Source organism: Achromobacter sp. 77 (genome assembly GCF_020541125.1).
In the GTDB taxonomy this organism is placed as follows: domain Bacteria; phylum Pseudomonadota; class Gammaproteobacteria; order Burkholderiales; family Burkholderiaceae_B; genus Achromobacter; species Achromobacter mucicolens.
On record NZ_CP059848.1, the window covers coordinates 1374966 to 1395306 of the forward strand.

The 20341-nt window shown below is 65.8% G+C and carries 19 protein-coding genes; 14 read left to right on the forward strand and 5 right to left on the reverse strand.

Annotated features, from left to right (window positions below; translation table 11 throughout):
* The first annotated feature begins 2 nt into the window (after window positions 1–2).
* Entirely contained in the window at window positions 3–656 is a 654-nt protein-coding gene (locus H4P35_RS06225; RefSeq protein ID WP_056322014.1) for a CoA transferase subunit B, read from the forward strand.
* Window positions 657–783: 127 nt separating this feature from the next.
* On the opposite strand, the gene H4P35_RS06230 is transcribed toward H4P35_RS06225, so the two are convergent.
* A complete protein-coding gene (locus tag H4P35_RS06230) occupies window positions 784–1245 on the reverse strand; it encodes a GNAT family N-acetyltransferase (RefSeq protein ID WP_226848430.1) in 462 nt (153 codons plus the stop codon).
* Between the two features lie 191 nt (window positions 1246–1436).
* Here H4P35_RS06230 and H4P35_RS06235 point away from each other — a divergent pair, with 191 nt between their 5' ends.
* The 9 genes from H4P35_RS06235 (at window position 1437) to H4P35_RS06275 (ending at window position 12629) form a co-directional block, all read left to right on the forward strand.
* Window positions 1437–2312: a MurR/RpiR family transcriptional regulator gene (locus H4P35_RS06235; RefSeq protein WP_056322019.1), complete on the forward strand. Its 876-nt coding sequence runs from the start codon at window positions 1437–1439 to the stop codon at window positions 2310–2312.
* Window positions 2309–3289, forward strand: a complete 981-nt coding sequence (locus H4P35_RS06240; RefSeq protein WP_063955283.1) for an isoaspartyl peptidase/L-asparaginase family protein — start codon at window positions 2309–2311, stop codon at window positions 3287–3289. The genes H4P35_RS06235 and H4P35_RS06240 overlap by 4 nt, the downstream gene beginning before the upstream one ends.
* Window positions 3290–3335: 46 nt before the next feature.
* Window positions 3336–5222 (forward strand): dipeptide ABC transporter ATP-binding protein, encoded by a 1887-nt coding sequence (locus H4P35_RS06245; RefSeq protein WP_226848431.1) that lies wholly within the window; start codon window positions 3336–3338, stop codon window positions 5220–5222.
* A gap of 37 nt (window positions 5223–5259) precedes the next feature.
* The gene (gene gsiB, locus H4P35_RS06250; RefSeq protein ID WP_226848432.1) at window positions 5260–6813 is read left to right on the forward strand and encodes a glutathione ABC transporter substrate-binding protein GsiB; all 1554 of its coding nucleotides are present in this window, start codon (window positions 5260–5262) and stop codon (window positions 6811–6813) included.
* An 89-nt stretch (window positions 6814–6902) separates the two neighbouring features.
* Window positions 6903–7823, forward strand: a complete 921-nt coding sequence (gsiC, locus tag H4P35_RS06255; protein ID WP_056322028.1) for a glutathione ABC transporter permease GsiC — start codon at window positions 6903–6905, stop codon at window positions 7821–7823.
* Between the two features lie 7 nt (window positions 7824–7830).
* A complete protein-coding gene (gsiD, locus tag H4P35_RS06260) occupies window positions 7831–8730 on the forward strand; it encodes a glutathione ABC transporter permease GsiD (RefSeq protein ID WP_056322031.1) in 900 nt (299 codons plus the stop codon).
* 145 nt (window positions 8731–8875) lie between these two features.
* The gene (locus tag H4P35_RS06265) at window positions 8876–9970 is read left to right on the forward strand and encodes a P1 family peptidase (RefSeq protein ID WP_226848433.1); all 1095 of its coding nucleotides are present in this window, start codon (window positions 8876–8878) and stop codon (window positions 9968–9970) included.
* A 20-nt stretch (window positions 9971–9990) separates the two neighbouring features.
* Window positions 9991–10824: a M55 family metallopeptidase gene (locus H4P35_RS06270; RefSeq protein ID WP_179691170.1), complete on the forward strand. Its 834-nt coding sequence runs from the start codon at window positions 9991–9993 to the stop codon at window positions 10822–10824.
* A gap of 14 nt (window positions 10825–10838) precedes the next feature.
* Window positions 10839–12629 carry an aminopeptidase P family protein gene (locus H4P35_RS06275; RefSeq protein WP_226848434.1) on the forward strand — a complete coding sequence of 597 codons (1791 nt, stop codon included), beginning with the start codon at window positions 10839–10841 and terminating at the stop codon, window positions 12627–12629.
* Window positions 12630–12718: 89 nt separating this feature from the next.
* Here H4P35_RS06275 and H4P35_RS06280 read toward each other — a convergent pair whose 3' ends face one another.
* Window positions 12719–13717 carry a hypothetical protein gene (locus H4P35_RS06280; protein ID WP_152383722.1) on the reverse strand — a complete coding sequence of 333 codons (999 nt, stop codon included), beginning with the start codon at window positions 13715–13717 and terminating at the stop codon, window positions 12719–12721.
* A 222-nt stretch (window positions 13718–13939) separates the two neighbouring features.
* Here H4P35_RS06280 and H4P35_RS06285 point away from each other — a divergent pair, with 222 nt between their 5' ends.
* The 4 genes from H4P35_RS06285 (at window position 13940) to ftsB (ending at window position 17905) form a co-directional block, all read left to right on the forward strand.
* Entirely contained in the window at window positions 13940–15592 is a 1653-nt protein-coding gene (locus H4P35_RS06285) for a CTP synthase (RefSeq protein ID WP_056322044.1), read from the forward strand.
* Window positions 15593–15795: 203 nt separating this feature from the next.
* A complete protein-coding gene (locus H4P35_RS06290; protein WP_056322046.1) occupies window positions 15796–16080 on the forward strand; it encodes a DUF1330 domain-containing protein in 285 nt (94 codons plus the stop codon).
* Window positions 16081–16084: 4 nt separating this feature from the next.
* Window positions 16085–17371 (forward strand): phosphopyruvate hydratase, encoded by a 1287-nt coding sequence (gene eno / locus H4P35_RS06295; RefSeq protein WP_062838541.1) that lies wholly within the window; start codon window positions 16085–16087, stop codon window positions 17369–17371.
* A 66-nt stretch (window positions 17372–17437) separates the two neighbouring features.
* The gene (gene ftsB, locus H4P35_RS06300; RefSeq protein ID WP_062838542.1) at window positions 17438–17905 is read left to right on the forward strand and encodes a cell division protein FtsB; all 468 of its coding nucleotides are present in this window, start codon (window positions 17438–17440) and stop codon (window positions 17903–17905) included.
* Window positions 17906–17946: 41 nt separating this feature from the next.
* Here ftsB and H4P35_RS06305 read toward each other — a convergent pair whose 3' ends face one another.
* From H4P35_RS06305 to H4P35_RS06315, 3 genes are all read right to left on the reverse strand, one after another.
* Complete coding sequence (locus tag H4P35_RS06305) at window positions 17947–18699, reverse strand: pilus assembly protein (RefSeq protein ID WP_226848435.1); 753 nt, start codon at window positions 18697–18699, stop codon at window positions 17947–17949.
* 91 nt (window positions 18700–18790) lie between these two features.
* Window positions 18791–19723, reverse strand: coding sequence for an Hsp33 family molecular chaperone HslO (hslO, locus tag H4P35_RS06310; protein ID WP_226848436.1), 933 nt, complete (start codon window positions 19721–19723; stop codon window positions 18791–18793).
* Window positions 19724–19819: 96 nt separating this feature from the next.
* Window positions 19820–20341, reverse strand: a complete 522-nt coding sequence (locus H4P35_RS06315; protein ID WP_063952693.1) for a gamma carbonic anhydrase family protein — start codon at window positions 20339–20341, stop codon at window positions 19820–19822.

Sequence of the window (20341 nt, forward strand, 5' to 3'; positions counted from 1 at the left end):
ACATGGCATGGTCCCGCGATGAAATGGCGGCGCGCGCCGCGCGCGAGCTGCAAGACGGCTTTTATGTGAACCTGGGCATCGGCCTGCCCACGCTGGTTGCCAACCACGTCCCCGCGGGCGTGGAAGTGTGGCTCCAATCCGAAAACGGCCTGCTGGGCATCGGCCCGTTCCCCACCGACGATCAAGTCGACGCCGACCTCATCAACGCCGGCAAGCAGACCGTCACGACGCTGCCCGGCTCCTCGATCTTCTCGTCGGCCGACTCGTTCGCGATGATCCGCGGCGGCAAGATCAACCTGGCGATCCTGGGCGCGATGCAGGTCTCCGAGAAGGGCGATCTGGCCAACTGGATGATCCCGGGCAAGATGGTCAAGGGCATGGGCGGCGCGATGGACCTGGTGGCCGGCGTCGGCCGCGTGGTCGTGCTGATGGAACACGTGGCCAAGAAAAAGGACGGCACCGAGGACATCAAGCTGCTGCCCGAGTGCAACCTGCCGCTGACCGGCGTGGGTGTGGTCGATCTCATCATCACCGACCTGGGCGTGATGGAAGTCACCGAAAACGGCCTGAAGCTGCTGGAAACGGCGCCCGGCGTGACGGTGGACGAGATCAAGTCCAAGACGGCGGCGAAGCTGGACGTGTCTGCGGTGCAGTAACGCTGCTGAACGCCAGGCAGGTCAGGCCGGCTGATGATGCCGGCCGCCGGCAGCCAAAATCAAAGCGCCCGTCCAAGACGGGCGCTTTTTTTTGTTCCTGCTTGATGCAGAGGCGGGGCGCCGCGCGCTACGCCGTCTCCTGCAACAGCATCCCCACATGCGGGATGCCGTCTTCCATGTATTCCACGGTGACCGGCACGAAGCCGTGGCCGCCGTAATAACCCTTCAATCGTGCCTGCGCGCCCAGGTATACGGGCTGATCCGGCCACAGACGCTGCACGGCTTCCTTGGCGCGGCGCATGAGTTCGTGGCCCAGGCCCGTGCCGCGGGCGGCGGGGGCGGTGATCACGCGGCCGATGACGGCGCGGCCGTCGTTCAGGGCCGGCTCCAGCAGGCGGCAATAGGCCACCAGTTCGCCGTCGTGCCAGGCCATCAGATGCTCGGTCTGCCCTTGCAGGTCCTTGCCGTCCATGTCGAGAAACACGCAGTTCTGTTCCACCACGAACACCTCCGAGCGCAGCCGCAGGATGGCGTAGAGCTCGGCGGGGGTCAGGTCGGCGTGGGGCTTGCAGATCCAGGCGGGTGTCATGCGGGTCATTCCAGATAGCGGGACAAAAAACAGGGCAACTAGCGTAACGCAAACCGGCCCCGATTTTTCAGGCCCCATTGTTACATCTATTTACGGGTATACCCTTAGTATGAAAATCTATTTTCTTAATTAAAATTTGTGTGTAAACAGATTTACATAAACCCGCCGCCTGATTTCCACCACGCTGTTCGATGACCAAGTCCGCCATTACGATCGCTGATCGGATCGCCCGGGCCCAGCCCGCGCTGAGCCGGACCCAGCACAAGATGGCCGAGTACGTGCTGGCGCACCAGTTCCGCGTCGCCACCATGACCATCGATGAGTTCGCGGCGGCAGTGGGCGTGTCGGTCGCCACGGCCAACCGGTTTGCGCGCGCCCTGGACCTACCGGGCTATCCGCAGTTCCGCGCCGAACTGGCCCGCGGCTTCGAAGCTGCGCTGGAACCGGTCGAGAAGCTGCGCACCGAGCTGGCCCACTCGGCCAGCGCCGTCCAGATCTTTGCGGCAACCCTCGAAGAAGACATCCGCAACGCGCAGCGCAACCTGCAGGCGTTGGATTCCGCGGCCTGTGAACAGGCAGTCGACGCCATCCTGGCCGCCGATCGCGTCTTCATCATCGGTTTCGGCGCCAGCGGGTTTCTCGCAGGCCTCTTGCAGCGCGGCCTGTGCATGCACCTGCATTCGGTGGAATCGCTGGCGGGTCCCGGCGGCGTGTCGCACGCGGCGCGTCAGATGTCGCGCATGACCAGCAACGACCTGGTGATCGCCATTGGCTTTCCGCGTTATCTGGCCGACACCGTGACGCTGGCCGGCGCGGCCAAGCAGGCCGGGGTGCCGGTGCTGGTGCTGACGGACAAGCCCACCTCGCCGCTGGCGCCCACGGCATCCGTCGTGCTGTACGCCTTCTCGGCGCGCCAGCTCATTCCCAATTCCGAAACCGCCGCGTTGGGGCTCATCGAAGCCCTGTCCGCGGCGGTGGCCTATCGGGCCAAGAATTCCGTTGCGGCCGCCGCTGGGGTGACCCAGTCCGTGATGCCGTGGCTCATCCATGGAGTAGGTAAACGATGATTCAACCCGTGATTGCCATTCACGGTGGCGCCGGCGCGATGTCCCGCGCGGCCATGTCTGCCGAGAAAGAACAGGAATACCTCGCGGCGCTGGAGTCGATCCTGACTGCCGGACAGGCCGTGCTGGCCAAGGGCGGCAGCGCCCTGGACGCCGTCACTGAAGCCGTGCGCCTGCTCGAAGACTGCCCCCTGTTCAACGCCGGCCACGGCGCCGTGTTCACCAGTGCCGGCACCCATGAACTGGACGCCGCCATCATGGACGGCGCCACGCTGCGTTCCGGCGCCATCGCCAATGTGAATCGCGTGCGCAATCCGATCTTTGCCGCGCGCAAGGTCATGGAAAATAGCAAGCACGTGTTCTTCGTGGGCGAGGGCGCTGAAGCGTTCGCCACCCAGGAAGGCGTGGAACTCGTCGACCCCTCGTATTTTTCGACCGAAGCCCGCCGCGAGCAGCTGCTGCGCGTGCAGCGCGAAACGCCGGACGCCGCCGTGCTGGATCACGACGGCCAGGCCATGGTCGCGCGCGGCCAGCCCGCGCCCGCCGATCCGCTGGACGCCGACAAGAAGTTCGGCACCGTGGGTGCAGTGGCCGTCGATGCCCAGGGCAACCTGGCCGCCGCCACCTCCACCGGCGGCATCACCAACAAGCAGGTCGGCCGCGTGGGCGATGCGCCCCTGATCGGCGCCGGCACGTATGCCAGCAACAAGACCTGCGCCGTGTCCACCACGGGCACGGGCGAAATGTTCATCCGCATGGTTGCCGCGTACGACGTGGCCGCCCAGATGGAATACTGCGGCGCCTCGCTGGAAGCGGCGGCGGACCGCGTCGTAATGGAAAAACTGCCCACCATCGGCGGCAAGGGCGGCCTGGTGGCCGTCGACGCCCAGGGCAATGTGGCCTTGCCGTTCAACACGGAAGGCATGTACCGGGGTTACGCCCGCGTTGGCGAGAAGCCGGTAACCGCCATCTACCGATGAGCGGCGGCGGTTTGGATCAGTAGGTTTATTTTGGGAATGAGAAGAGATGGTTGATCGCGCAAACAGCCTGGCGCTGCCGGATAACCGCGTGGTCCAGGTCGACGACCTGACGGTGCGCTTCGTGGGTTCCGAGCGCACGGTCGAAGCCGTGCGCAATCTGTCGTTTCATGTGGACCGGGGCGAGACCCTGGCCATCGTGGGCGAATCGGGTTCGGGCAAATCGGTGACGTCGCTGGCGCTGATGCGTCTGGTGGAACATGGCGGTGGCCGCATCGCCCAGGGCAGCATGGCCTTGCGCCGGCGCAACGGCTCCGTGATCGACCTGGCCAATGCCAGCCAGCGCGTGATGCGCGATGTGCGCGGCGCCGACATGGCCATGATTTTCCAGGAGCCGATGACCTCCTTGAATCCGGTGTTCACGGCCGGCGACCAGATCGCCGAATCGATCCGCGAGCACCAGGGCATGGATGGCGCCTCGGCGCGCGCCGAAGCGCTGCGCATGCTGGAACAGGTCCGCATTCCCGAAGCCAAGTCGGTGCTGGACCGCTACCCCCATCAACTGTCGGGCGGCATGCGCCAGCGCGTCATGATCGCCATGGCGCTGGCCTGCAAGCCGGCGCTGCTGATCGCCGACGAACCGACCACCGCGCTGGACGTGACGATCCAGGCCCAGATTCTGCAGCTCATCCGCCAGCTTCAAGATGAAATGCACATGGGCGTGGTGTTCATCACCCACGACATGGGCGTGGTGGCCGAAGTGGCCGACCGCGTGCTGGTCATGTTCCGCGGCGACAAGGTCGAGGAAGGCCCGTCGTACCGCGTGTTTGCCGCGCCCCAGCACAGCTACACCAAAGCGCTGCTGTCGGCGGTGCCCAAGCTGGGCGCCATGCAGGGCACGGACCTGCCCGCGCGCTTCCCGCTGCTGCAGGTCGATGGCAAGGCCCAGCCCGTGGCCGAGGCCGCCGCCGTCAGCACGCAGGAAGTGCCCGCCGGCAAGCGTGAGCCCATCCTGAGCGTGCGCAACCTGGTGACGCGCTTTGACTTGCGCGGCGGCATCATGAGCCGCGTCCAGCGCCGCGTGCACGCCGTGGAAAAGGTCAGCTTCGATCTGTACCCCGGCGAGACCCTGTCGCTGGTCGGCGAGTCCGGCTGCGGCAAGTCCACGACCGGCCGCTCGCTGCTGCGCCTGGTGGAAAGCCAGGGCGGCGAAATCCGCTTCGGCGGCCGCGACATCGTGCGACTGAAGAACAGCGAACTGCAGTCCCTGCGCCGCGACATCCAGTTCGTGTTCCAGGACCCGTTCGCGTCGCTGGATCCGCGCGTGACCGTGGGCTTCTCGATCATGGAGCCGCTGCTGGTGCACGGCGTGGCCAAGGGCAAGGATGCCGAGCGCCGCGTCGCCGAACTGCTCGAGCGCGTGGGCATGCCACCGGAAATGGCGCAGCGCTATCCGCACGAGTTCTCGGGCGGCCAGCGTCAGCGCATCTGCATTGCGCGCGCCCTGGCCCTGAATCCGAAGGTCGTGATCGCGGACGAGTCCGTGTCGGCGCTGGACGTGTCGATTCAGGCGCAGATCGTGAACCTGCTGATCGACCTGCAGCGCGACATGGGCATCTCGTTCCTGTTCATCTCGCACGACATGGCCGTGGTCGAACGCGTCAGCCACCGCGTGGCGGTGATGTACCTGGGCCAGATCGTCGAGATCGGTCCGCGCCGCGCGATTTTCGAGAATCCCCAGCATCCCTACACCAAGAAGCTGATGTCGGCCGTGCCGATCGCCGATCCGGCGCGCCGCCACATGAAGCGCACCTTGCTGTCCGATGAAATCCCCAGCCCGATCCGCAAACTGAACGACGAACCGGTGGTGCAGCCGCTGGTGCAGGTCGGTACGGATCATTTTGTAGCCCGCCATCCCGTCGGCGGCGCGTATTGACTCAGTAGTTGACCTTTTTTTGGAACCAGGAGTTGCAATGATGAAAGTTCTGCGCCCCACCAAGCTGATGGCCGCTGCCGCGCTGGCCTTCGGCGTGCTCGCCGCGCCGATGGCCCATGCCGCCAAGGACGTGACGTTCGCCGTTTCCATCGCGCTGGAAACGCTTGATCCCTACAACACCAACAGCACGCTGAACCAGGCGGCTGGCAAGGCCTACTACGAAGGCCTGTTCGAGTTCGACAAGGACCTGAAGGTGCAGAAGGTCCTGGCGACCGACTACACGGTCAGCGAAGACGGCCTGGTCTACACGTTCAAGCTGCGTCCCGGCGTGAAGTTCCACGACGGCACCGACTTCAACGCCGAAGCGGTCAAGATCAACTTCGATCGTCCGGCCAACCCCGACAACCGCCTGTCGCGCTACATCCAGTTCAGCGTCATCGAGAAGACCGAAGTGGTCGATCCGATGACCGTCAAGATCACGCTGAAGAAGCCGTTCTCGGCCTTCATCAACGCGCTGGCCCACCCGGCCGCCATGATGATCTCGCCCGCTGCCCTGGCCAAGTACGGCAAGGAAATCGGCTTTCACCCGGTCGGCACGGGCCCGTTCGAATTCGTCGAATGGAAGCCGGCTGAATACCTGAAGGTCAAGAAGTTCGACGGTTACTGGAAGAAGGGCTACCCGAAGGTCGACACGCTGACCTTCCGCACCGTGACCGACAACAACACCCGCGCCGCCGTGGTGCAGACGGGTGAAGCGCACTTCGCCTTCCCGGTGCCGTTCGAGCAGGCCGCCGTGCTGAAGAAGAACGAAAAGCTGGACGTGGTCGATCACAAGAACTCGATCATGGCCCGCTACCTGTCGATGAACACGCAGCAAAAGCCGTTCGACAACGTCAAGGTGCGTGAAGCCATCAACTACGCCATCAACAAGGACGCCCTGGCCAAGGTCGCGTTCTCGGGCTACGCCACCGTCATCGACGGCGTCGTGCCGCAAGGCGTGGACTTCGCGCACAAGATCGGCGCATGGCCCTACGACATCAAGAAGGCCAAGGCCCTGCTGGCCGAAGCCGGCTACCCCAACGGCTTCGAAAGCACGCTGTGGTCCGCCTATAACGACGGCACCTCGGTGAAGGTCGTTCAGTTCCTGCAGCAGCAGCTCGCCCAGGTCGGCATCAAGGTTTCCGTGGAAGTCCTGGAATCCGGCCAGCGCGTGCAACGCGTCCAACAGGTGCAAAAGCCTGAAGACGCCAAGGTCCGCATGTACTACGCCGGCTGGTCGTCCTCGACCGGTGAAGCCGACTGGGGCCTGCGTCCGCTCCTGACCACCGCCGCGTTCCCGCCGGTGCTGAACAACGTGTCGTACTACTCGAACAAGTCGGTTGACGACGGCGTCCAGCAAGCGCTGGCCACGACCGATCGCGCCAAGAAGACCGAGATCTACAAGAACGTTCAGGAAACCATCTGGAAGGACGCCCCGTGGGCCTTCCTGGTGACCCAGAACAACCTGTACGTCAAGTCGAAGAACCTGTCGGGCGTGTACGTGGAACCGGACACCTCGTTCTGGTTCGGCGACATCGACCTGAAGCAGTAAACCAAGCAGTAACTCTCGGGGCCTTCGGGCCCTTGTAAGGCCACATACGGCGGGGACGCGGTGTCCCCGCCGATGTTGCAGGAATTTCAATGCTGACCTACATCGTCAAACGTCTTTTGGGCATGATCCCCACGCTGCTGCTGGTAGCGGTGGTCGTGTTCCTGTTTGTGCACATGCTTCCGGGCGACCCGGCGCGACTGGCCGCCGGGCCCGAAGCCGACCAGCAAACCGTCGAGCTCGTGCGCAAGGAACTTGGGCTGGATCTGCCCCTGCCGCAGCAGTTCGTGCGCTACTTCAGCCACATGCTGCAAGGCGACCTCGGGACCTCGCTGCGCACCAAGCGCCCCGTCTCGACCGAAATCGCCGACCGTTTCATGCCCACCTTGTGGCTCACCCTTGCGAGCATGGTGTGGTCCGTTGGCTTTGGCATGATCATCGGCATTGTGTCGGCGGTATGGCGCAATCGCTGGCCCGACCGTCTTGGCATGACGCTGGCGGTGTCCGGCATCTCGTTCCCCGCGTTCGCGCTGGGCATGATGCTGATGCAGATTTTCTCGGTGAACCTTGGCTGGCTCCCCACGGTGGGCGCCTCGACCTGGCAACACTACATTCTTCCTTCCATCACGCTGGGCGCCGCCGTGGCCGCCGTGATGGCGCGCTTCACGCGGGCGTCGTTCGTGGAAGTCGTGCAGGAAGACTTCGTGCGCACGGCCCGCGCCAAGGGCCTGTCCGAGCGCCGCGTCATCATCAAGCACGCGCTGCGCAACGCGCTGATTCCCGTCGTGACCATGATGGGCCTGCAGTTCGGCTTCCTCCTGGGCGGCTCGATCGTGGTCGAGACCGTGTTCAACTGGCCCGGCCTTGGCCGCCTGCTGGTGGACGCCGTGACCCAGCGCGACTATCCGGTGATCCAGGGCCTCGTGCTGCTGTTCTCGCTGGAATTCATCCTGATCAACCTGATTGTCGACGTGCTGTATGGCGTCATCAATCCCAGCATCCGTTACAAGTGAGGCGGCCATGAGCAATACGACACCCGCCGCAACCATCGCCGCCGTTCCCAAGAACGACGTGCGCACGCCCGCCACCGAGTTCTGGCGCAAATTCAAGAAGCAGAAGCTCGCCGTCGGCGCGGGCCTCTTCGTTCTGCTGCTGGTCATCGTCGCGGTCTTCGCGCCGTGGATCGTGCCGTACGACCCGGAGAACTTCTTCGACTACGACGCGCTGAACGCCGGTCCGTCCCTCGCGCACTGGCTGGGCGTGGATTCGCTGGGCCGCGACATCTTCAGCCGCATCATCATGGGCGCGCGCATCTCGCTGGCCGCCGGCTTCCTGTCGGTCGCCATGGGCGCCATCGTCGGCACGTTCATGGGCCTGATGGCCGGCTACTACGAAGGCTGGTGGGAACGCATCACGATGCGTATCTCCGACGTGCTGCTGGCATTCCCCGGCATGCTGCTGGCCATCGGCGTGGTCGCCATCCTGGGCTCCAGCATGGTCAACGTGATCGTGGCCGTGGCCGTGTTCAGCGTGCCCGCGTTTGCCCGCCTGGTGCGCGGCAACACGCTGTCGATCAAGCAGATGACGTACGTCGAAGCCGTCAAGAGCGTGGGCGCGTCCGACTGGACGATCATCATGCGCCACATCCTGCCCGGCACGATCTCGCCGATCGTGGTGTACGGCACGATGCGGATCGGCACCTCGATCATCACCGCGGCCAGCCTGTCGTTCCTGGGCATGGGCGCTTCGCCTCCCACGCCGGAGTGGGGCGCGATGCTGAACGAAGCGCGCGCCGACATGGTCATCGCACCGCACGTCGCCATCTTCCCGGCGCTTGCCATCTTCCTGACGGTGCTGGCGTTCAACCTGCTGGGCGACGGCCTGCGCGACGCGCTCGATCCCAAGATCGACCGCAAGTAAACCTGCCGCCGGCCTGTTTGCCCAGGCCGGCGTGGAGGGCGATTCTTCCGCCGCCGCCTCCGTCCGCCACGCGCTGCCCCGCGCGTGTCCCGGACCCAGGGTGGCGGCGTTTTGCATTCTGGAGCGTGGCGACACGTAGACGAACATGGACAAACAAGCGCTGGACATCCCGCGGATCGGCGTACTGCCCTCGGGCCCGCTGGACTCGATCTGCGACGTGGGCGAGATCACCGTCGGCCATTGCACGCTGGCCGATGGCCCGCTGCAGACGGGCGTGACCGTCGTGCGCCCGCATGGCGGCGATCCCTTCCTGGACAAGACGCCGGCCGCGGCCACCGTGCTGAACGGCTTTGGCAAGAGCACGGGTCTGGTTCAGGTGCAGGAACTGGGCGTGCTGGAAACGCCGATCGCGCTGACCAATACGTTCGGCGTGGGCACGGTGGCCAATGCGCAGATCCGCGCCGCGGTCGCCGCCAACCCCGGCATTGGCCGCGGCATGGCGACCGTGAACCCGCTGGTGTTCGAGTGCAACGACGGCTTTCTGAACGACATTCAGGCGATGGCGGTCCAGGAATCGCATTACGCCGACGCCCTGGCTGCCGCCGGCAAGCGTTTCGCGCAGGGCGCCGTTGGCGCCGGCCGGGGCATGTCCAGCTTTTCGTTCAAGGGCGGCATCGGCTCGGCCTCGCGCGTGGCGCGGATCAAGGACGGGCCGCAGTACGCCGTGGGCGCGCTGGTGCTTTCCAACTTCGGCCGTTTGCCCAACCTGACGGTGGCGGGCAGGCCGTTTGGCCGCCGGCTGGCGGACCAGCTTGACGGCAAGCTGGCGCAGCAAGGCGAAAACGCGGTGATCGCGCCCGAGAAAGGATCGATCATCCTGCTGGTGGCCACCGACGCGCCGCTCGATTCTCGGCAGTTGCGCCGGCTGTCGCTGCGCGCGGGCGCGGGGCTGGCTCGCACCGGCTCGGTGTTCGGCCACGGCAGCGGCGACATTGCGCTGGCGTTTTCGACGGCATACACGATTCCGCAGCTGGCCGAGTCGCCCATGCCCGCGATCGCCATGTTGCACGAGGCCCGCATCGATCCGCTTTTCGAAGCCGCCGCCGAAGCCTGTGAACAGGCCATCATTGCCGCGCTGTGGCACTCGGAAAGCGTGACCGGGCGCGACGGGAACCACCGCGATTGCATCCGCCAGGCTGCGCCCGATTGGCGCCAGTGGCTGTCCGACACCGAACTCTGAACATTTTCAAGGCCCCTTTCATGAAGATCCTTATTTCCACCGATATCGAAGGCGTCGCCGGCGTCTTCCATGCCGAGCAGGTCCGTGCCGGCAACGGCGAGTACGAGCGGGCCCGCGCCTGGATGACCGCCGAGGCCAACGCGGCCGTGCAGGGCGCCATCGCGGGCGGCGCCGAAGAGATCCTGGTCAACGATTCGCACGGCGGCTTTCGCAACCTGCTACCCGATGGCCTGGACGAGCGCGCCCGCCTGGTGCTGGGCAAGCCGCGCTACCTGGGCATGATGGGCGGGCTGGAAGAGGCGTGCGACGCCGTCTTCATGATCGGCTACCACTCGCGCTCGCAAGGCCGCGGCATCCTGGCCCACACCATCAACAGCTTCGCGTTCGCGCGCGTCGTCATCAACGGCATGGAGCTGGGCGAAGCGGGCCTGTACGGCGCGCTGGCCGGCGAGTTGGGCGTGCCCGTCATCCTGGGCACGGGCGACGACGTGTTCATCGAGGAAACCCGCGACACCTTTCCTGGCGCCGAATGGGTGCAGACCAAGGTTGCGCACGGGCAGGGCAGCGGCATCACGTTGTCGCCCGCCGCCTCGCGCCGCGCGATTGCCGCGGCCGCTGAAACCGCGGTGCGCAATTTCATGCGCGGCGGCGACAAGAAAGCCGTTCCTTTCCGCATTCCCGCGCCTATAGAATGCCGGTTGCAGACGCAGAGCTCGGCGCTCGCCGATCTGTTCTGCATGTGGCCCACGCTCGAACGCGTGGACGGCGTCACCTTGCGATTCACCACGGATAGCATGCAGTCCGCCATCCGCACGCTGAACAGCCTGGCCGCCATGTCTTTCATGTTGCGCTAAGGATCCCATCTTCCATGTCTAGCACCGACGCCCGTATTGCCCAATTGCGGCAGGCCATGACCCGCCGCGGTCTGACTGCCTACGTCGTTCCTTCTTCGGACCCGCACCTGTCCGAATACCTGCCGGCCCGCTGGCAGGGGCGGCGCTGGCTGTCGGGCTTCACGGGGTCGGTGGGCACGCTGGTGGTTACGCCAAGCTTTGCCGGCCTGTGGGTGGACAGCCGCTACTGGGTTCAGGCCGAAGCCCAGCTTGCGGGCACGGGCGTGCAACTGATGAAGATTGCGCTGGCCACGACGCCGGGCCATGTCGATTGGCTGGCCGCCAACACCGGCGCGGGCGACGTCATCGGGGTGGACGGCCAGGTGCTGGGCCTGGGTGCTTTCCGCGCCTTGTCCGCTGCCGCGGCCGCCTCTGGCGCCGTGCTGGAGATCCGCGAAGACCTGCTGGACGAGGTCTGGACCGATCGCGCCGGCCTGCCGGACGCCAAGATCTACGAACACGTCGCGCCCGACGCCTGCGTGACGCGTGCCGACAAGCTGGCTCAGGTTCGCGACGCCATGCGCAAGCATGGCGCCGACGTGCATTTCATTTCCACGCTTGACGATATCGCCTGGCTGTTCAACCTGCGCGGCGCGGACGTGGACTACAACCCGGTCTTTGTCGGCCATGCGCTGGTCGGCCTGGACCACGCCACGCTCTTTGTGGCAGACGGCAAGATCGATGACAGCCTGCGCGCCATCCTGGCCGCCGATGGCGTCGAGGTCGCGGACTACGCCCAGGCCGCGGATGCGCTGGCCTCTTTGGAAGTGGATCAGAAGCTGCTGATCGATCCGGCCCGCGTCACCTGCGGGGTGTTCCATGCCATGGACCCGGCCGTGCCGCGCGTGGAAGCCATCAATCCGTCCACGCTGCTCAAGTCGCGCAAGACCGACGCCGAACTGGCGAACGTGCGTCAGGCGATGGCGCAGGACGGCGCCGCGCTCTGCGAATTCTTTGCCTGGTTCGAAGGCGCGCTGGGCAAGCAAACCATCACCGAACTGACCATCGACGAGCAGATCACGGCCGCCCGCGCGCGCCGTCCGGCGTACGTCTGCCCCAGCTTTGCCACCATCGCGGGCTTTAACGCCAACGGCGCCATGCCGCATTACCGCGCCATCCCGGAATCGCACGCCACGATCGAAGGCGATGGCCTGCTGCTCATCGACTCGGGTGGCCAATATCTGGGCGGCACCACGGACATCACGCGCGTGGTGGCGGTGGGCACGCCCAGCGCGGACCAGAAGGTCGATTTCACGCTGGTGCTCAAGGGCATGATCGCGCTGTCGCGCGCGTCGTTCCCGCGCGGCACGCCTTCGCCCATGCTCGATGCCATCGCGCGCGCGCCCATCTGGGAAGGCGGCGCGGAATACGGCCATGGCACGGGCCACGGCGTGGGCTATTTCCTGAACGTGCACGAAGGCCCGCAGGTCATTTCCTACCGCGCAATGCCGGGTCCGCACACGGCCATGGAGCCGGGCATGATCACCTCGAACGAACCGGGCATCTACCGCCCGGGACGCTGGGGCGTGCGCATCGAGAACCTGGTCGCCAACCGCAGCTGGCTGACCTCGGAGCTGGGTGAATTCCTGTGCTTCGAGACGCTGACAATGTGCCCCATCGACACGCGCTGCATCGAGCCCTCGCTGATGCGCGAGGACGAGATCGACTGGCTGAACGACTATCACAAGACGGTGTTCGAGCGCCTGTCGCCGCTGGTCGAGGGCGAGGCGTTGGCGTGGCTGACGCTGCGCTGCGCGGCGATCTGACCTGACAGTATTGCCGGCAGGGCCGGCGCAAAAAAAGGCCGCGGCGCAATGACGCCACGGCCTTTTTTCATGGCGCGGCGCGCCGCCGGTTACCGCGCCGGCGCGTCCTGCTTGCGGTGAAGCAGGCGTGTGGCCGTCAGGCAACCCAGCGCCAGCAGCGCGCCGTAAGCGAGCAGCGCCAGCGCGGCGGACGCGTGCGATTGGACGGCCCAGGCCAGTTGATCCCAGGTCATGGACTTGAGCACGGCAATACCCAGGCCAATGCCCAGCACCTGGGCGATCCAGAACGCCACGCTGCCCAGCGCCACGGCGCGGCCGATGCCAAAACGTTCCAGCGGGCGCGGCAGCACTTTCAGGCAAACGAGCGTGGTCAGCGCCAGCAGGGCGATGGGCAGCACCCAATATCCCAGCGCATACTGGGCCCAGCCCGCTTCCAGCGTCTGCATCTGCAGATAGCCGCCCAGCATGATCGACACGCTGGACTGCCAGATCAGGATGGTCAGCCCGCTGATCCATGCCGCATGCCGGCGGGTCAGCGCTGAGCCGGCGCCCGGGACGGCCGGGGTGGTGGTCCAGGCGGCGATGCGCAGCGCCAGGCAGATACCGGCGATCTCCAGCGCCACCGTGACGACGCGGATACCCAGGTTCATGACGATGAAACGTCCGGCGACATCCAGGCCGAGGGCCGTCTGGAGCCAGGAACCTTCCTTGATCAGGCCGCTCATCAACAGGTGCTGCGCGTAGGCCATGCCGCTGGACAGGCACAGCGTGTAGAGCGCCTGCAAAGCCAGGAACGTGCCCAGCAGCCTGCCCGGCTGGTCCACGGTTGCCGCATCGCGGCGCGCAAGCCACTGGCGCGTTGCGCCCCATGCCGCGAGTCCGACGATGAGCAGGGTCGAGACGATGTTGGCCAGCAACGGGGCCAGCACCGGCGGCTGCGTGTAGCTTTCACGCAGTTGCTCCACATAGGGCGTCGGGCTCAACAAGGTGTAGGCCTGCACCAGCGCGATATACGTCAGCCGCAACAGGACGGCGGCGACGGCGATGCGCCAGGCAAGGGAGGGAACGGGGCGGGAAAGGGCGGTCATCGGCGCGGGGGCGGGGATGGGAGGGCGCCGCCCGCACGGGCAGCGGTTCAAAATTAGGGAGCGACCATACCATGCGGGCGCCGTGGGGCTTGTGGCAATGGGCTTGCCGAGTGCAGCCAATTGTTACCCGCACAGCGCTAGGGGAAAACCCAAACAAGTCGCGTCGCCCGGCTATAATCCAAATTTCCCGCACGCGCCCGCTCGTCCCGGGTGCTCATTACGATGACCAAATACGTATTTGTCACCGGCGGTGTGGTGTCTTCCCTGGGCAAGGGCATCGCCGCCGCGTCGCTTGCCGCCATCCTTGAGTCGCGTGGTTTGCAAGTCACCATGCTGAAGCTCGACCCCTACATCAACGTCGATCCGGGCACGATGAGCCCCTTCCAGCATGGTGAGGTGTTCGTCACGGAAGACGGCGCCGAGACCGACCTGGACCTGGGCCACTACGAGCGTTTCATTTCCGCTCGCATGCACAAGGTGAACAACTTCACCACCGGCCAGATCTACGAATCCGTGCTGCGCAAGGAACGGCGTGGCGACTACCTGGGCAAGACCGTCCAGGTGATTCCGCACATCACGAACGAAATCCAGGACTTCATCGCCCGTGGCGCCGAAGCCGGCTGGAATGGCAACACCGACGTCGCCATCGTGGAAATCGGCGGCACGGTGGGCGACATCGAATCGCTGCCGTTCCTCGAAGCCGCCCGCCAGATGAGCCTGCGCATGGGCCGCAACAACGCGGCCTTCGTCCATCTGACGCTCGTGCCCTTCATCGCCTCCGCCGGCGAACTGAAGACCAAGCCCACGCAACACTCGGTGCAGAAGCTGCGCGAAATCGGCATCTATCCGAACGCGCTGCTGTGCCGCGCCGACCGCCGCATTCCGGACGACGAGCGCGCCAAGATCTCGTTGTTCTCCAACGTGCCCCTGGACGCGGTCATTTCCGTCTGGGACGCCGACTCCATCTACAAGATCCCGGCCATGCTGCACAAGCAGGGCGTGGACAACATCGTCTGCGAGGCCCTGGGCCTGACCCCGCCGCCGGCCGACCTGTCCATGTGGGACAACCTGGTCGAGGCGCTGGAACACCCCGAGCACCAGCTCACCATCGGCATGGTCGGCAAGTACGTCGACCTGACCGAGTCGTACAAGTCGCTGACCGAGGCCCTGGTTCACGCCGGCATCCACACGCGCTCGAAGATCAACATCGAGTACATCGACTCGGAAGACATCGAAACCCGCGGCACCGATCAGTTGAAGCACCTGGACGCCATTCTGGTTCCGGGCGGCTTCGGCAAGCGCGGCACCGAAGGCAAGATCGCCGCGATCCGCTACGCCCGCGAAAACGGCGTGCCGTACCTGGGCATCTGCCTGGGCATGCAGCTGGCGGTCATCGAATTCGCGCGTCACGTCGCCGGTCTGGGCGGCGCCAACAGCACGGAATTCGATCCCTCCGCGCCGCACCCGGTGGTCGCACTCATCACCGAGTGGATGGACCGCGAAGGCAAGGTCGAGAAGCGCGACACGTCGTCCGACATGGGCGGCACCATGCGCAAGGGCGCGCAACGCGTGCCGATCAAGCCCGGCACCCGTGCGCAGGCCATCTATGGCGACGAGGTGAACGAACGTCACCGCCATCGCTACGAGGTCAACAACGTCTACGTGCCCCGCCTCGAAGAAGCCGGCATGGTGATCAGCGCCCGCACGCCGACCGAGAACCTGCCCGAAATGATGGAACTGCCCAACCACCCGTGGTTCGTCGGCGTCCAGTTCCACCCGGAGTTCACGTCCACCCCCCGCGACGGCCACCCGCTGTTCTCCAGCTACATCCGCGCCGCCATCGAGCAGAAGGCTCGCCGCGGCCAGGAGGCCTGATGCGTGTCCGCGGTCCTGAGTTCCGTAAGCGGATCCTCGGGGCCGCGGGCCGATTCCCCAGCGCCGCCCTATACGGCGGCGCTTCTTTCGGATACAACCGATTAGCATCGGATATGCGTCGCCCGTGCGCCTTGCGCGACACTGGCGGCGGCGCCGTATCCGGCGTCAGACCGAAACCAACGCAACTGCTCTGAAGGAACCCCATGAGTGCCTATCTGATCGCCGACGTCAAAGTGACCAAGCCCGCGCAGTACGAGGACTACAAGCGTCTGTCCACGCTCGCCATGCGCGCGTACGATGCCAAGATCCTGGTGCGCGGCGGCGAATCCAAGCACCTCGAGGGGCGTGAACCCGGCCGCACCGTCGTCATGGAATTTCCGTCCATGGCCGCGGCGCAGGCGTTCTACGATTCCTGGCAGTACCGCCGTGCCCGCAATGCCCGCGAAGGCGCGGCCGTCATGAATATGTTTATCGTTCAGGGAATGTAAAGTCATGAGTGCAATCGTCGACATCATCGGCCGCGAGATTCTGGATTCGCGCGGCAACCCCACCGTGGAATGCGATGTGCTGCTGGAATCCGGCGCCATGGGCCGTGCGGCCGTGCCGTCGGGCGCATCCACCGGCGCCCGCGAAGCCATCGAGCTGCGCGACGGCGACAAGGGCCGTTATCTGGGCAAGGGCGTGCTGCGCGCCGTTGAAAACCTCAACACCGAAATCTCCGAAGCCCTGATGGGCCTGGATGCTCAGGAACAGACGTTCGTCGATCGCACGCTGATCGAACTGGACGGCACCGAGTCCAAGGAGCGCCTGGGCGCCAACGCCATCCTGGCCGCCAGCATGGCCGTGGCCCGCGCCGCCGCCGACGAGTCGGGCCTGTCCCTGTACCGCTATTTCGGCGGCAGCGGCCCCATGAGCATGCCCGTCCCGATGATGAACGTCATCAACGGCGGCGCGCACGCCAACAACACGCTGGACCTGCAGGAACTGATGATTCTGCCGGTGGGCGCGGGCAGCTTCCGCGAAGCCCTGCGTTGGGGCGCCGAAGTCTTTCACATGCTCAAGAAGCTGATCCACAGCCAGGGCATGTCGACCGCCGTGGGCGACGAGGGCGGTTTCGCGCCCAACGTGCCCAGCCATGAAGCCGCCATCCAGCTCATCCTGAAGGCCATCACCGAAGCCGGCTACGAGCCGGGCACGCAGATCGCCCTGGGCCTGGACTGCGCCAGCTCCGAGTTCTACCGCGACGGCAAGTACACGCTGGCCGGTGAAGGCGGCATCTCGCTGTCCTCGCAAGAATTCACGAACCTCCTGGCCACGTGGTGCGACAAGTACCCGATCATCTCGATCGAAGACGGCATGGCCGAAAACGACTGGGAAGGCTGGAAGCTCCTGACCGACCAGCTCGGCAAGAAGGTCCAGCTGGTGGGCGACGACCTGTTCGTCACCAACACCAAGATCCTGCGTGAAGGCATCCAGAAGGGCGTGGCCAACTCGATCCTCATCAAGATCAACCAGATCGGCACGCTGACGGAAACGTTTGCCGCCATCGAAATGGCCAAGCGCGCCGGCTACACCGCCGTCGTCTCGCACCGCTCGGGCGAAACCGAAGACTCGACCATTGCCGACATCGCCGTGGCGACCAACGCCATGCAGATCAAGACCGGCTCGCTGTCGCGCTCGGATCGCATGGCCAAGTACAACCAGCTGCTGCGCATCGAGGAAGAGCTGGCTGAAGTCGCGTCGTATCCCGGCCTGGAAGCTTTCTACAACCTGCGTTGATAAAAAGCGCGGCCCTGGCGTGTTGCCTGGGCCGCATCCACGCCACGACAGTTGAGGTTCCCGCGTATGCGCCTGTTGTTCCTGGTGCTGTTCGTGCTGCTAGGCCTGATCCAATACCCGCTGTGGCTGGGTAAGGGCGGCTGGTTCAAGGTCTGGGATCTGCAACGCCAGGTGGCCGAGCAGCGCGAGACCAACGAAGGCCTGCGCGCGCGCAATGCCGCCCTTGAGGCGGAAGTGCGCGATCTGGAAGGCGGATCGGGGGCCATCGAGGAACGGGCGCGCGGTGAACTGGGCATGATGCGCGACGGCGAAGTGTTCGTGCACATCCTGCCCCAGAACACCCAGCCTCCCGCGGGCGCCTCGCTGTCCGCCGAGGCGCCGCCCAAGCCTGCCGCCACCGGCACGCCCGCACGCGCCAACGCCCCCGCCACCCGGCCGGCCTCTGCAGCAACCCCTTCCCGGCCCGCGGCGGCAACGCCAGCCAGGCCCGCCGCCACCGGCGCCAACCATTCCAATTCCACCGCCCGGCAGTGATGCCTGGCGGTTTTTTTTAGCCTTGCCAGCGGCGGCCCGGCTTATCCCGGACCGCAACGCATCTGGCGGCACGGTCCATACACCACGCCTTCGGGATGTGGGCGCCTGCGCGCCCAGTCCACCGGATGCGTGTGCATTTCCTGCTCCAGCTCCACCACGATCGGCAACACGCCCTTGGCCAGCGCGTGCCCGGCGTAGCTGCCGTCCTGCCGGCCCAGCCCCGCCAGCAGCGCCCGCAACGGCGGCAGCAGCGGTTTGTGCAGATACGTCAGACGCAGCCTGAGCGTGTTGGCCAGGAAGATGTCCTGGCCGCCAGGGCGTGGCGGGCGGCGGGCGTGTTGCAGGTCCTGGTAGCCGTTGTTGATGGCGCGCAAGCCGGGCGCGGCGGCCACCTGCAAGCCCGCGTGCCCGTGCTCGCGGAACGACTGGTCGTCCGGCAGCAGCACTTCGATGCGCCAGGGCGCAACGCCCGTCAACGCCTTCAGATTGGCCATCGCGGTGTCCAGGCGCCGCCGCGCGCCCGACGGGCCCTCGGCGTGGGCGTGCAACGGCAGCAACGCCCGCAGAAAGGCGGCTTGCATGCGGGCCGGGTCGCCGTGGCCCGTGGCGCCGGCGCGCGCTGCTTCTGTCAGCGCCAGATGGGCCATCTGGCGCGCGCCGTGCCACTGGACGGCTTCGATGCACAGCAGACCCAGCAGCAGCACCGCGGCGCCCGCCACGGCAAATTCAAGGGCGGCCGCGCCATGCTGTCGGCGGACGGCGCGAAACACGGCAGGAAAAATAAAGGCGGTCATGGCTGCGCAGTGTGGCGCGCCCATGACCGCCCGTCGATGAGGACAATCCGGTGTGACGAAAACATCCCGGCGGGCTTGCCGCCGGGGGGCATCAATGCACGGTGGGAGGTTCGTCTCCGGCTGCCGGCTGGTTCGCCGAGAAAAGCGCCGCGCAGTCGACGGTGTCGAACTTGTAGGGCTTGCCGCAGAAGTCGCAGGCCACGTCGACCTGTCCACGTTCTTCCAGGATGCTGTTGACCTCGGCTTCGCCCAGCGAACGCAGCATGTTGGCCACGCGCTCGCGCGTGCACGGACAGTGCCAGCTGACGGGCTGCGGGTCGAAGGCGATGAGCGTTTCTTCCCAGAACAGGCGGTGGATCAGTGTGTCGATGTCCGTGGCCAGGATTTCGTCGCGCGTGAGCGTGCCGGCCAGGGCATTGATGCGCTCCCAGGTCTCGGCAGCCACCTGTTCGGTCAGGGCGCGGTCGGTTTCTCCCCCGCCGTGATGCGGCAGGCGTTGCAGCAGCATGCCGGCGGCGTGGTTGGCGTCGGCCGACAGCCACAGACGGGTGTCGAGCTGTTCGGAGGCCTTCATGTAGTGTTGCAGCGCCTCGGCGACCGTGTCGCCTTCGAGCGGCACGATGCCCTGGTAGGCCTGCTGGCCGGGCAGCTTGCGCTGCGGGTCCAGCACCACGATGAAGCGCCCGTTGCCGCCGGGGTTCAACAGACTTTGCATGTCGCCGGCGCTGGGCACCTCGTGGCCTTCGCGCATCTTGACGGTGGCGCGCAGGCTGAGGTCCGAGCGGCATTCCACCACCAGCAGGGCGATGGGGCCATCGCCCTGGATCTGGAGCACCAGCGAGCCATCGAACTTGATGTTGGCGGCGAGCAGGGTGGATGCCGCCACCAGTTCACCCAACAGGTCGGTGATGGCGGGCGGGTAGTCGTGGTTGGCCTGGACGGCCTTCCACGTGTCAGACAGGCGCACCGCTTGGACGCGGACGCTGCGGTCTTCGGTGAGGTATTTCTTGAGCTGATCGGTCATAGCGGAATGTTAGCCGATCGCGGTGGGGTATTCCCCCTGCTGGCAGCAGGGGTTGGGACGGTTGCGGGGGCGGTGAGGGGGCCCTCGGGGGAGCCGTCAGCCGATCCGTTTCAGGGCGGTCTTGTACTGTTGGCCTCGCGCCACGTAATGGGCGGTGTTCTTGTGCATGTTGGCAATTTCGTCGGCGGAAAGCTCCCGCACGATCTTGCCGATGCCGATGACCAGCGAATTGTCCGGGATGACGCGGTCTTCGGGGATGATCGCGCCGGCGCCGATCAGGCAGTTGCGGCCGATGACGGCATTGTTCAGCACGATGGCCTGCATGCCGACCAGCGCCCCTTCATGGATGGTGCAGCCGTGCAGCATGGCCTGGTGACCGACCGTGACGTTCGGGCCGATGGTCATGGGACAGCCCTCGTCGACGTGCAGGACGCTGGATTCCTGGATGTTGGTGCCTTCGCGGATCAGGATGGCGTCGTTGTCGGCGCGGATGGATACATGCGACCAGATGCTGACGCCGGCTTCCAGGGTGACGTTGCCGATGAGATCCGCGCTGTCGGCCACGTAGGCTTGCGGGTCGATGCGGGGGATCAGGTCGCCCAGTTGATAGATGGCCAT